Raw genomic sequence first — 12,601 nt, 5'->3', positions numbered from 1 at the left:
GATCGGCGCGACGACATGAAGCTCTCCGAGGTGAACCCGGAGCTCCGGCGTGCCTACCGGTTCATGCGGACGACGCCGGTGAGCAACCCGCTGCTGCTCCGGCTCATGCAGCGCCTGACGCCGCTGATGCCCGATGCCAGGGCGCCGCAGGGCGCGACGCTGGAGAAGGTCCGGTTCGGCGACGCGGATGGTGTGCGCGTCTACACGCCGTCGGGCGGAGGCTCCGGTGCTGCGTTGCTGTGGATCCACGGCGGCGGCCTGGTGATCGGCGCGGCGGCCATGGACGACCGCAGATGCTTCGCCATCGCCGAGGAGCTCGGCGTGGTGGTCGTGTCGGCGGAGTACCGGCTGGCGCCCCAGCATCCGTTCCCGCTGCCGCTCGACGACTGCCTGGACGCCTGGGACTGGCTGCAGCAGAACGCGGCCGCGCGCGGGATCGACCCCCGGCGTGTGGCGGTCGGCGGCCAGAGCGCGGGCGGCGGGCTGGCCGCGGCGCTCGCGCAGCGTCTTCACGATCGGGGCGGCGTGCAACCGGTCGCACAGTGGCTGTTCTGCCCGATGCTCGACGACCGGACCGCGGCGAACCGTGAGCTCGACGCCGTCCGGCACATCGTCTGGCACAACCGGTCCAACCGGACCGGCTGGAGCGCCTACCTCGGGACCGCGGGTGCCGCGGAGGTGCCCGACTACGCCGTGCCCTCCCGGCGGACGGACCTCACGGGCCTCCCGCCCGCGTGGATCGGTACAGGCGACATCGACCTCTTCCACGACGAGAACAAGGCGTACGCGGAACGGCTGACGGCGGACGGCGTCCCCACGACGTTCGACGTGGTCTCCGGCGGCCCGCACGCCTTCGAGTCGCTCGGCGCGGGCGCCGACGTCTCGGTGGCCTATCTCAGCCGGGCGCACCGCTGGCTGCGGGAACGCCTCGGCTGAGACGCCGGGCCGGGCCGGGCTGCCCGAGGGGGTCAGGGGACTATCGAGTCCACGTAGCCGCCGTCGACCCGGACGGCGGCGCCCGTCGTCGCCGAGGCGAGCGGGGAGCTGAGGTAGGCGACCATGTTCGCGATCTCCTCCGGCTCGATCAGCCGCTGGAGCAGCGACTGCGGGCGGTGCAGCCGCATGAACTCGCGCTGTGCCTCGTCCCAGGGCAGGGCGGGGTCCACCAGCTCGTACACGAACTTCTCGACCCCGCCGGTGTGCGTGGGACCGGCGATGACGGAGTTGACCGTGACGCCGGTGCCCGCGGCCTCCTTCGCGAAGCCGCGGGAGACGCCCAGCAGCGCCGTCTTGGAGACGCCGTAGTGGATCATCTCGGCGGGGATGACTATCGCGGAGTCGCTCGCGATGTTGAGCACGCGCCCCCAGCCGCGCGCCGTCATGCCCGGCAGCGTGGAGCGGATCAGGCGGACGGCGGCGAGCACGTTGACGTCGAAGTACCGGCGCCACTCGTCGTCGTCGATCTCGAGCGGCGGCATGCTGCCGAAGATGCCCAGGTTGTTGACCAGGATGTCGACGTCGCCGGTGGCGGCGAGCACCTCCGCGGCGCCGGACGCGGTGGTGACGTCGCCGACCGCGGCGACCAGCTCACGGTCCGCGGACTCCGTCCGGAGCTCGCCGATCGTGTCCGCCACGCCCTCCGCGCGGCGCCCGTTGATCGCCACCCGGGCGCCCGCGTCGGCGAGCGTGGCGGCGATCGCGCGGCCGATGCCCTGCGTCGAGCCGGTCACGAGCGCGGTCTTGCCGGTCAGATCGATGCGCATGTTGTCCCCTTGCTGTGTTGTTGCCGCCCGGCGCGCGGCTGCGTCGTCTCGCGCGTGACCGGGCTGTTCTGCAGGTGACTGGGTCGTCCTGCACGTGGTTCGGTCGGTGAGGTGAACCCGTGGAGCAGGTGCCAGGCCTGTTGAATTTCGTCCAGCCTGGCCCGCCCCAGTTCACCCAGGCTGAACGATTCAGCACAGCCCGCAAAACCGGTCCCCAGCCGAACATATTCCGGCCTGGCTGGCACCTTCGGAAACGGTGCACCTCGCCAGAGAGGCCGGGGACGAGACGGCTGTCGACGCCGTCGTCGAACCGGTCGTCGCCGCTGTGGACCGACTCCCTAGCCCTCTTCGGCGCGGGTCCACCGCTCCCAGAGCCACAGGATCAGGACGATCAGCAGAAAGCCGGGTATCCCGATGACGCCGAGCTTGGCGAGCCAGCTCGTCACCTCGGCTCCGATGCCGATCTCCCCGCCGTCGGCGGTCGTGGTGCCGTCGCCGTTGCCGCCATCAGCGCCGGTGTCGGTGCCGGTGCTGTCGCCATCACGACTGCCGTCGCCAGTGCCGTCTCGGCCGCCCGTGCTCGGATCGCCTCCCGCAGCGGGCCGGCCGCCTGTGTTGCTGCTGCCTGTGTCGCTGCTGCTCGTGTCGCTCCGGCCTGTGTCGCTTCCGCCTGTGTTGCTCCGACCTGTGTTGCTCCGGCCTGTGTCACTTCCGTCCGCGTCGCTCCAGCCTGTGTCACCGCCGTTGGCGGAGCCAGTTCCGGGGTTGTCCGATCCGCCGTTCTGCCCGTCGGACGGCTCCCCGCCGATGCCGAGCCAGGCGATCCAGTCGGTCACCGCCGCGCCGATATCGGGAAGCGGGTCGTCGGCAGTTCCGGGACCTTCAGCGCCGCCACCTTCGACGCCGCCGCCGTCGAAGGAGTTGGTGCCAGGTCCGGGGTCCGACCCGGCTCCGCCTTCGGATGGGTTGTTCGCACCGTTCGCTGAGTCGCTGCCGCCACTGCCCGTGTCGCCGGACCCGCCTGCTCGGTTGCTTCCACTTGCGCCATCGTCACCTGCGCCGGCTCCATCGTCCGCACCGCCATCGCCCGCTGCACCGTCACCAGTGCCGCCCTCTGCACCGCCACCGGTGCCGGAGCCGGCATCGCCGCCGTCACTGCCCGGGTCTTCGCCGCTGCTGCTGGGATCGCCGCCCTCACTGGAACCATCGCCCTCATCGGAACCATCGGCGCCAGCGCCAGCGTCATCGCCAGCATCACCGCTCCCGGCACCAGCACCAGCCTCGCCGCCAGCACCTTCGCCGGCAGCCCCTTCGCCGCCAGCACCCTCACCGCCAGCCCCCTCGCCCTCACTGCCAGCGCCCGCGCCACCACCCTCGCCGCCCGCGCCACCGCCCGCGCCAGCACCACCGCCCTCACCACCACCGGGAATCGGAGCAGACTCAGCCGCAGGCGGATCAGCAGCCTGGTTCGCGACGAGCGCGGCGGCGCCACCTCCGAGGGCGAGCGCCGCGAGGACCCCCGCGGCGATCGCCGCCTCCTTCTTGCCGAACGGGCGCGGTGCGCCCGCCCCAGCTGCGCCTGCTCCACCCGCACCCGCCGCTCCGCCGGCAGCTCCGGCCGCCGCTCCGCCGACCGCAGCGCCGAGGGCTCCGGTGGCGATTGCCCCAGCGATGACGTGCTGTCCGAGGTCGCGGAGCATCCACGAGACCTCGCGGACGTCGACGAACGCCCGGGTGCACTCGGCGCACCCGTCCATGTGCGCCTCGAACCGGTTGCGGCGGCGGGGGAGCAGCCGGTCCTTGAGGTAGTCGTGCATGGCGGCGCGGGTAGTCCGGCACTCGGGTTCGTTGACGCCCTGGGCGTGCGCTGCGGCAAAGGCGCCGGCGAGGCGTTCCTCGGCGCGACGCAGCCGCATGGTCACGGCGTGGGGCCGCACGCCGAGGTTGGTCGCGATGTCGGCGACCGCTCGGTCGTGGACATGGCGTTCTAGCAGGAGCTGGCGGTCGTCGTCGGCGAGGTCGGACAGTGCGGTGCGCAGCATGGAGACGTCGGCGTGGCGTTCGGCGTCGAGCTCTGCTCCGGCGACAGGCGGCGTCAGGCCGTCGAGGGTGTCGTCCTCGACGGGGTGGGCGCGGCCGGCCTCACGGGTCATGGAGATCGCTTCGTTGACCGCCGCTCGTCGCCAGTACGGTGCGGGGTCGTCGATCGTGCCGCCGGTGGACACGATCCGGACCATCTTCTCCAGGGCGCGGCTGGCGGCTTCCTCGGCGTCGATGCCGGGCACGCGTGCGGCGACCGAGCGTACGACGTTGGGGCGATGCACCATCCAGTCGTCGATCTGCAGTGCGCGTGCCGCCGTCATCTCGGATGCCCCCTTCCGATCCGCGATAATTCCACCGCGATCAGGAGGACGCACGACGAATCACACGATGTGCGTCAACGCACCGATTGGCCGGTAAGCGCCGTTTCCTGCCCGCCGGTCACCGCACGCGTCGGCGCAGCACGACGCCGCGGAGGAAGCCCGCCTGGCCGGCGTGCTGCATGTCGTCGTTGATCACGCTGACCAGCCGGACGCCGAGGGTGACCGGCGGGTCCCACGACTCGTCGATCACCCGGTCGAGGTCGTCGTCGGACAGGGTGCTCAGGTACCGCAGCGTGCGCTCGTGGACGGCGTCGTGGTAACCCGTGAGCAGGTCGCCCGACGGGACGCGGACGGCGGAGACCTCGTCGGCGTCGTGCCCGTACCCGGTCTCCTCGGCGGGGAAGGGCAGCCCGAAGCGGCGGTCCCACCCGTCGTCCGACCAGACCTGGCTGGTGCCCGCGGCGTCCGCGACGTGGTCGTCCTGGACCCGGGTCAGGTGCCAGACGAGCCAGGTGATCGAGTTCGAGTCCTCGTCGAGACGGAACGCGAGCTCCTCGCCCGACAGTCCGATGACCGAGCGGTGCACCGTCTCCTTGATCCGGCCGAACGCGTCCGCGAGCAGATCCGTACCACGCATAACGAGCCCCTCCTGTGCCTTGCCGTCCCGGCCCACGATGCCACGGGCCACGATGCCATGGCGCCGCGGGCCTCGCGCAGAGAGGGCTAGGCGCCGACCACCCCGCCGTCCTCCCGGGTGATGACGATCGTGGCGGACCGCGGGCGGCCGGTCGGGCTGTAGTCGGGCCAGCTCGAGCTGGCGCGCGGGTTCTCCGGGGTGCCCGTGTCGCCGGGGTGCTGGATGTTGACGAACAGGGAGCGGCCGTCCGGGGTGGCGGTGATGCCCGTGATCTCGCAGCGCGGCGGACCGACCAGGAACCGGCGGATGTCGCCCCGGCGGGTGTCCGCGACGAGCATCTGGTTGTTCTGGCCGGCGCCGTCGACCAGCGGCTGGGTGCCGTCGGTGAGGATCCAGAGCCGGCCCACGGCGTCGAACCAGAGGCCGTCGGGGGAGCCGAACGCCTGGTCCGGCGGCACGGTGGCGCCGCTGGCCTGGTCCCCGGCCAGGAGGAAGATGTCCCAGTCGAACCGGACGGCGCTCGGGTTGCCGTTCTCGTCGATCTTCATGATGTGCCCGAACCGGTTGTTCAGCCGGGGGTTCGCCGCGTCCACGGTCTCTGTGCGGGCGGTGTTGTTCGTGCAGGTGAAGTAGACCGCGCCGGTGCCCGGCTGCACGGTGCACCACTCGGGCCGGTCCATCGGCGTCGCGCCGACGGCGTCGGCCGCGAGGCGCGTGTGGATCAGCACCTCGGCCTGGTCCGCGAAGCCGTCCGCCGCGGTCAGGCCCGGCTCGCCGTGCACCAGGGGGAGCCACCGGCCGGAGCCGTCCTCGTCGAACCGGGCGACGTACAGCGTGCCCTCGTCGAGCGGGCTGCGCCCGGCCCGGCGCGCCTTGGCGATCGGCTCCGCGCCCACGAACTTGTAGAAGTAGTCGAACTGCGTGTCGTCACCCATGTAGACGACGGCCTCGCCGCGGCGCCCCCGCACGACGACGGCGTTCTCGTGCTCCATGCGGCCCAGCGCCGTGCGCTTCTTCGGCGTCGACTCCGGGTCGAAGGGGTCGACCTCCACCACCCAGCCGAACCGGTTGAACTCGTTGGGCTCGGTCCGCATGTCGAACCGGCTCTCGGTGGTGTGCCAGGGGTACGGGCTCTCCGAGCCGATGCCGTAGCGCTCCTCGACCGACCCGGCGGGCGGCGGCTGCTCGCCGTAGTAGAAGTACTTGTTGATCGTCTCCTCGCACGTCAGGTACGTGTGCCACGGGGTGGGGCCGCTGGCGCAGTTGTTCAGGGTGCCCAGCACCCGCACACCCTCGGGGTCCGCGCTCGTGCGCATCAGGGAGTGCTTGGCCGCAGGGCCGGTGATCTCGATCGGCGTGGTCATGGTGATCCGGCGGGCGAACCTCGACTCGGCGACCTCCCAGCCGCCGTCGCGGTCCTCCTCGACCTGGATGACCGAGACGCCGTGGGCCGCCATCGACTTGGCGGTCTTCTCGGGCGACCAGGCCGCGCGCCCGTCCGTGTGCAGCAGGTTCTCGGTGGTGGCCTCGTGGTTGACGCAGAGCAGGCCGGAGCGGCGGTCCCGGAGCGGGAAGAACCACATGCCGTCGTGGTGGTCGCCCGCCTGCTGGGCCTGGTCGGCGGCGGTGTTGCTCGCGTCCTCGGCGAAGGCCGGCCCGGAGGGGACGATCGGGTGGCCCCACGGGTAGAGCACCTGGTAGCGGTAGCCGGGCGGCAGCACGACGGCGTCGGCGGTGCTGGGCGCGACGGCGGGGAAGCCGAGCAGCGGCCGCCCGGGGCCGTGCCCGCCGCCATGCCCGCCGCCATGCCCACCACCATGGTCCGTGCTCTCCAGGACGCCGGCCGCGGCGTCCGGCGCGGGGGCCCCGAAGAATGCCGCGGCCGCGGCGGCCAGGCCGCCGGCCATCGCGGTCCGGCGGGACAGGCGGAGCTCGGCGAGCTCGGAGATCGACGGCGGACGGGGCATGTCGGCGTTCACTGAGGCTCCAACCTTGGGGGCGCGGACCGCTGGGCGGCCGGGACGCGTGCCACGGTAGGTAGCCGAGATGGCCGGGTCCCCACACCCATGTGAACGACGGCGAAAGACGGTCCGAGCGCAGGTCAGGCCCGAGTGCGGGTCAGGCTCGACCGCACTCGGAGCCTGACCCGAACTCGGAGGCCATGCCCACGCCGGGCTCAGCCCTCGGACAGCCGGATCAGCACCTTGCTGCTGCCCTGGCCGGCCGCGGCGGCCAGCGCCTCGCCCGCCTGCTCGATGCCGAAGCGGTGCGTGACCACCGCGGACACGTCGAGCCCGTCGCCCAGGGCGGCGAGGGCGTCGCCGATCTCCTCGACGAACCGGTAGGCCCCGACCCACGTGATCTCGCGGGTGACGAGGTCGCCGAGGGCAGCTGGGACAGGTGTGCCGGGCAGGTTGCCGACCTGGACGAGGGTGCCGCCGCGCGCGGTGGCCCGCAGCACCCCGCCCAGCGCCGCCGGCGCGCCCGAGGCCTCGAAGACGAGCTCGCAGTCCTCGGGCAGCCGGTCGCCCGAGCCGATGTCGAGAACCCGGTCGGCGCCCAGCTCCTTGGCCACGGCCAGCGACGACGCGGAGAGGTCGGCCGCGGTGACCGACGCCGCGCCCGCGTGCTTCGCGGCGGCGACGACAAGGCAGCCGATGGGGCCTGCGCCGTTGACCAGCACGTCACGTCCACGGACACCCGTGCCGATCCGGCCCGCGCGGTTGACCGCGTGCATCGCCACGGCCAGCGGCTCGGCGAGGGCGCCCTGCTCGGTGCTCACGCCGTCGGGCAGCCGTCGCAGCTGCTCGGCCCGGACCGCCCGCAGCTCGCTGAACCCGCCGTCGGTGTGCGGGTGGAAGGCCGCCGAACCGAAGTACCGCACCTGCGAGTGCAGGTTGGTCCGACCACCCAGCCGTCGTGGCAGGACGGAACCGTCGGCGGCCTGCGCCGGGTGCACGGTGACCGGCGTGCCGGGCTCCCAGCCGGTGACGTCGGGCCCGCTCGCGACCACCCGGCCGGCCACCTCGTGGCCGAGGACCAGGGGGTCGCGCAGGACGGCGGTGCCGGAGGCGCCGTTCTTCCAGTAGGACACGTCCGACCCGCAGACCCCGCCCCACTCCATCGCGACGACCACCTCGCCGGGCCCGGCGACGGGGTCCGGGCGCTCCTCGACCCGCAGGTCGCCGGCGCCGTGGACGACTACCGCCCTCATACGGCGTCCTCCAGCCGGACCAGGTCGCGGCCACGGGTCTCGGGGGCGAGCCGGGCGGCCACCAGGGTGATGAGGGAGTAGACGATGAGCATCGCGGCGATCGGCCACCAGCTGCCGGTCGCCGCGGTGAGCGACGCGGCGATGACCGGACCGATGGCGGTGGCGAGGATGCCGCCGATCTCCTTGGAGAGGGCCAGCTGCGTGAACCGGGTCCGTGCGCCGAACAGCTCGGCCATGGTCACGCTCTCCAGTGCGAACAGGCCGAGGACGCCGAGGTTGAGCCCGGCGATCATGCCGAGCATCAGGCCGGTGGTGGTGCCGCTGGTGATCAGGAGCATCATCGGGAAGGCGAGCGCGATGGTGATCAGGGACAGCGCGGTGTACATCGAGCGCCGGCCGAACCGGTCGCCGAGCATGCCGATCAGGGGCACCGTCGCGAAGCCGATGATGGAGCCCCACATGATGGCCTCGGTGGCCAGCGCGCGGTCCATCGTGAGCGTGGTGGCGACGTAGCCGACCAGGAAGGTCTGCACCAGCCCGGAGTTGCCCGCCTGGCCGAACCGCAGGGCCAGCGCCAGGAAGAACGCCTTGCCCTTGCGCTGCTTGAGGGCCGCCTGGAGCACGGGCTCCGCGGTGGCGGTCCTGGCGTCGTCGTGGGAAGGCTCGTTGTTGCGGGAGAGCTCGTCGCGGGAGAGGGCGACGCCGTCGACGACGTCGGCGCGGGCCTCGAAGACCGGGCTCTCCTTGACGTTGGTGCGGATCCAGACGGCGAAGATCATGAGCACGAAGCTGAGCAGGAACGGCAGCCGCCAGCCCCAGCTCAGCAACTGCTGCTCGCTGAGCACCGCAAGCAGCAGCGCCCACAGGGCCGACGCCGCCAGGGTGCCGGAGTTGGTCCCGAGCGAGACCAGCGAGGCGACGAGGCCGCGACGTCGGACGGGCGCGTACTCGGCGAGCAGCACCGTGGCGCCGGCGATCTCGGCGCCCGCGCCGAAGCCCTGGACCAGCCGCAGCACCACGAGCAGGATCGGCGCCAGGATGCCGACCGTCTGGTACGTGGGCAGGACGCCGATCAGGGTCGTGGACACGCCCATGAGCGCCACGGTGATGAACAGGACCTTGCGGCGGCCGAGCCGGTCACCCATGCGGCCGAAGTAGATCGCGCCCGCGAGCCGCGCCACGTAGCCGACGCCGTAGGTGGCCATCGCGGCGATCAGGCCGATCGCGGGGCTGACGTCGGGGAAGAAGATCTGGTTGAACACGATCGCCGCCGCCAGCGAGTACAGCTGGAAGTCCATGAACTCCATGGCCGTACCGAGCCAGCCGGAGACGGCGGCCTTGGTGAGGTCCTTGGTCGACCGGGTGACGGTCTTGTCCGGGGGAGTGCCCGACGGGCTACCTGATGGGGTCATAGCTGTTTCCGCCATTGGAAGAGTGCTCCTTGCCTTCTTGACTTGCCTTGGCTGACGTCGCTGTCTGGAATGCCGGTCAACGATGTGTGGCAGTTCTTGTATGTAAGCAGCGTCGACAAGGAGGTGTCAACTGTCGTGGTGTGGAAGTGCGCCGCCTCTCGCCTAGACTCGCAGGCATGGGGGAAGCCTCGAACCGGTCCAACAGGCGAGTCGTCTACGAGACGCTGCGCCGCAAGGTGCTCACCCTCGAGCTGCCGCCTGGCGCCTCCCTGTCGGAGAACGAGCTCGCGGCCTCGCTCGGCGTCAGCCGGACGCCGGTGCGCGAGAGCCTGATCCTCCTCGGCGAGGAAGGCCTGGTCAGGGTGTTCCCCAAGGTCGGTTCCTTCGTGTCCCGGGTGGACGCCGAACGTGTGGCGGACGCGCAGTTTCTCCGCGAGGCGGTCGAGCTTGCCGCGTTCGACGACATCCCGGAGACCCTCGACCCGGACCTGGTCGCCGAGCTGCGCGCCAACCTGGAGCAGCAGCGGGAGGCGCGGCACGACCTCGAGAAGTTCTTCGAGCTGGACGAGGCGTTCCACCACGGGCTCCTGCGCCTCAGCGGGCACGGCAGGGCGTGGTCGACGGTCGTCGCCGCCAAGGGCCACCTGGACCGCGCGCGCCGCCTCGGCCTGCAGGAGACGAACGGCATGGGCCGCTTCGTCGACGAGCACCACTCCATCCTCGACGCGGTGGTCGCCGGTGACATCTCCAGCGCCCGCGACAGCCTCCGGGGTCACCTCCGCGCCGTGTTCGACGACATCGAGAAGACCCGGCAGCGCTCGCCGGAGCTCTTCGCCGCGGACGACGGGTCCGTCCCGGTGCGCCGGAGCATCGCGGTCTGGGAGTAGAGGGCGGCCAGGGGCTGGCACGGCCGGGTGAGCACGCCCGGACCATCGCTGGCCGGCCTGGCGGGCGCATTGGGACGACGTGGTTCGACCTGAGCTGGGTGGCCTGCGTTGGGCGTCCTGATGCGGCCGTCCTGATGCGGCCGATCTGAGTCGGGCGACCTTGCTCGGTCTGCGGGCTCGTGTGGCCAATCAGGTCTGACGGGGTCGGACCCGATTGGCGAGTTCGGCCGGCTGCGGGTTCGCCGGGTCAGGCGGCTTCGGTGGTGGGTGGAGGTTGGGCCCCGATGGCTTCGGGGAGGCGGATGCGGTGCCCGCGGGCGTCGGTGAAGGCCCACCCGGTCTCCAGCAGTGCACCGGCTGTGGTGTTCGTGGCCGGCTTGCCGGTCCAGTGCATGGTGATGCCCTTGGTGTCGACGAGCTGGTGGTGGTACCAGCACAGCAACGCACTGTTGGTCACCGCCGTGTCGCCGCCGTCGGCCCAGTGGGTGAGGGCGTGGTGGACCTCGCACCGCGACGGCGGCTGATCGCACCCTGGGTAGACGCAGTGCTGGTCTCGGGCGATGACGGCGCGGCGCATCTGCCCTGACACGGTGCGTTGGGCGCGTCCGACGTCAAGGACTGCGCCGTCGGGTCCGAACACGATCCGGGTGATCGCGCTGTGACACGCCAGGCGGCGTACGAGTGCGCGTGGGGCGCGACCCCCGGTCTCGGTGAATACCGGGCCACCGGAGGACAAGAACCCGGACACGGTCGTAGCCGCGGTGCTCCAGCCACCCGGACCTCCGGTCGGACTTTCGGTGAGGCTCCCGCCAGGGCTTCCACTCGGGCTTCCACTCGGGCTTCCCGCCGGGCTTCCGGCCGCTGGGCCGGTGCTCACCGGCCCTGCACCGACATCCGCACCCGCACCCGTGCCGGTGCCGCTGCCGGTGCTCGTGCCGGTGCTGGTGCTCGTGCCTGTGCTGGTGCTGGTGCCCGGCATGCTCGGACCCACGCCCGGGCGGTTGCCACGTGCTGGTGCGGCCTGTCCGCAGGTCAGGCACAGGCCGTCCCGGGTCCGGGTGACCTGGGTGACGAACTCGTCCCAGGACACCGTGACGTTCAGGTGCGGTGCGATCGCCGCGCCCGGGGAGGCCTGGTTCGTGTCCAGCACCACCCGCGCCACATCCGCGAGGCCTTGTGCCCGGCGCTGGGTCGTCGTCCGGGTGTCTTCTGCTGACGGGGCACCCAGGACGGCGTTGATCGCGGTCGTGAGCTGCAGGCCGTGCTCGTCGGTCAGGAACCCGGCGACGTGGTATCCGCCGAACGTCTTGGCCAGGTCGAAGAACTCGCCCTGGGCGGCCTTGTCATCGTCCACATCGTCGGTGTCGGGGTCGATGATGGTCGCGAACCGGCGCGCCACCTTGCGGAACTGGTCCGCGTTCAACACATTGGCTTCGCGCAAGACGACGCCTTCACCGGTGACCAGGTTCCCCTCGGTGACCGCGCCCTCCAGGACCTGGGTGACCAGCTCACGGGTGGTGGTGCCGTCGGGGTCGTCTACTGGGTCGGGGAAGTCGACCGCAACAGACTGGACGAACTGTTCCGGTGTCGTGGTGTGACCCGTGCGGGTGTCGATCAGCCAGGCCAGTGCGTCGGTGCGGGTCTCGCTGGTGGGTGCGACCTCGGTCATCACCCGGGCGTGGTCGACACCCAGCGTTCCCGCGACCAGCCGCTCCCGCGTCACGGGCAGCGCGGTCGCGAGACGCCGGGCGATCGTCATGTCCTTACCCGCGGTCGACGCGGAGATCCCCTCGCGCAGCCGCAGCCAGGTCGTGAACGTGCGAGCCGCGCCACCCGAGCGCCAAGAGCCCTCGTTCTCGATGCGGGGCAGCAGGGTGTAGCGGACCCCGTCCAGGCGGCCGGTCAGCCGGCGGATCCGGGTGTGCGCATCAGCCAGGCGAGTGACCGTCGGCGCGTCCCACCCGGTCAGGGTCTCGGGGTCCGTCAGGGCGGTGAGGTGGTCTATCTCGTTCTCGATCCGAGCCAGCACGTCCTCGATCGAGGCGGCAGCGGGCAGGCCACCGGCAGGTCCGCTGTTCGTTGTCTGCTCCACCGTGCCCACCCCCGCCCGACTCGCTCACTTGCCTCTAGTTCTGACTTCCTCGCTGTACCTATTATCTCGAACACTCGTGCCATTTGCTCGCCCGATTTCAAATCTGTGGATAACTTCTGACCGCCTCAAAGCGGGCTCCCGAAGGCCGTCGTGGAAGCCCTGGAAGTACTCCCACGCTCAGGTCGTCGATCAGGCCTCGGACGGGAGGGCTCACTCGCACCGCAACGAAGAAC

General features: G+C 71.6%; 9 protein-coding genes. 2 read left to right on the top strand and 7 right to left on the bottom strand.

The window, feature by feature from the left end:
* Window positions 1-15 precede the first annotated feature (15 nt).
* Entirely contained in the window at window positions 16-936 is a 921-nt protein-coding gene (locus ACNYC2_RS14965) for an alpha/beta hydrolase (RefSeq protein ID WP_419702555.1), read from the top strand.
* A gap of 32 nt (window positions 937-968) precedes the next feature.
* Here the strand turns inward: ACNYC2_RS14965 and ACNYC2_RS14960 are convergent, their stop codons facing one another.
* From ACNYC2_RS14960 to ACNYC2_RS14935, 6 genes are all read right to left on the bottom strand, one after another.
* Window positions 969-1,763: an SDR family NAD(P)-dependent oxidoreductase gene (locus ACNYC2_RS14960; RefSeq protein ID WP_419702554.1), complete on the bottom strand. Its 795-nt coding sequence runs from the start codon at window positions 1,761-1,763 to the stop codon at window positions 969-971.
* Window positions 1,764-2,101: 338 nt separating this feature from the next.
* Entirely contained in the window at window positions 2,102-4,126 is a 2,025-nt protein-coding gene (locus tag ACNYC2_RS14955; protein ID WP_419702553.1) for a zf-HC2 domain-containing protein, read from the bottom strand.
* A gap of 118 nt (window positions 4,127-4,244) precedes the next feature.
* Window positions 4,245-4,763, bottom strand: coding sequence for a mycothiol transferase (locus tag ACNYC2_RS14950; protein WP_419702552.1), 519 nt, complete (start codon window positions 4,761-4,763; stop codon window positions 4,245-4,247).
* Window positions 4,764-4,849: 86 nt separating this feature from the next.
* Window positions 4,850-6,742 carry a PhoX family protein gene (locus tag ACNYC2_RS14945; RefSeq protein ID WP_419702551.1) on the bottom strand — a complete coding sequence of 631 codons (1,893 nt, stop codon included), beginning with the start codon at window positions 6,740-6,742 and terminating at the stop codon, window positions 4,850-4,852.
* Window positions 6,743-6,939: 197 nt separating this feature from the next.
* Window positions 6,940-7,977 carry an L-idonate 5-dehydrogenase gene (locus ACNYC2_RS14940; protein ID WP_419702550.1) on the bottom strand — a complete coding sequence of 346 codons (1,038 nt, stop codon included), beginning with the start codon at window positions 7,975-7,977 and terminating at the stop codon, window positions 6,940-6,942.
* A complete protein-coding gene (locus ACNYC2_RS14935) occupies window positions 7,974-9,389 on the bottom strand; it encodes an MFS transporter (RefSeq protein ID WP_419702549.1) in 1,416 nt (471 codons plus the stop codon). Before ACNYC2_RS14935 ends, ACNYC2_RS14940 begins: the two co-directional genes overlap by 4 nt.
* 176 nt (window positions 9,390-9,565) lie before the next feature.
* Between ACNYC2_RS14935 and ACNYC2_RS14930 the strand changes: the two genes are divergently transcribed.
* Window positions 9,566-10,276, top strand: coding sequence for a GntR family transcriptional regulator (locus tag ACNYC2_RS14930; protein ID WP_357506879.1), 711 nt, complete (start codon window positions 9,566-9,568; stop codon window positions 10,274-10,276).
* Window positions 10,277-10,523: 247 nt separating this feature from the next.
* Here the strand turns inward: ACNYC2_RS14930 and ACNYC2_RS14925 are convergent, their stop codons facing one another.
* A complete protein-coding gene (locus ACNYC2_RS14925; protein WP_419702548.1) occupies window positions 10,524-12,368 on the bottom strand; it encodes a DUF222 domain-containing protein in 1,845 nt (614 codons plus the stop codon).
* Window positions 12,369-12,601: the final 233 nt, after the last annotated feature.

Origin of the sequence: Promicromonospora sp. NFX87 (genome assembly GCF_048564965.1) — a bacterium.
In the GTDB taxonomy this organism is placed as follows: Bacteria; Actinomycetota; Actinomycetes; order Actinomycetales; family Cellulomonadaceae; genus Promicromonospora.
Note: the sequence above shows the minus strand (reverse complement) of the source record. Positions and strands in the feature narration are given on the sequence as shown.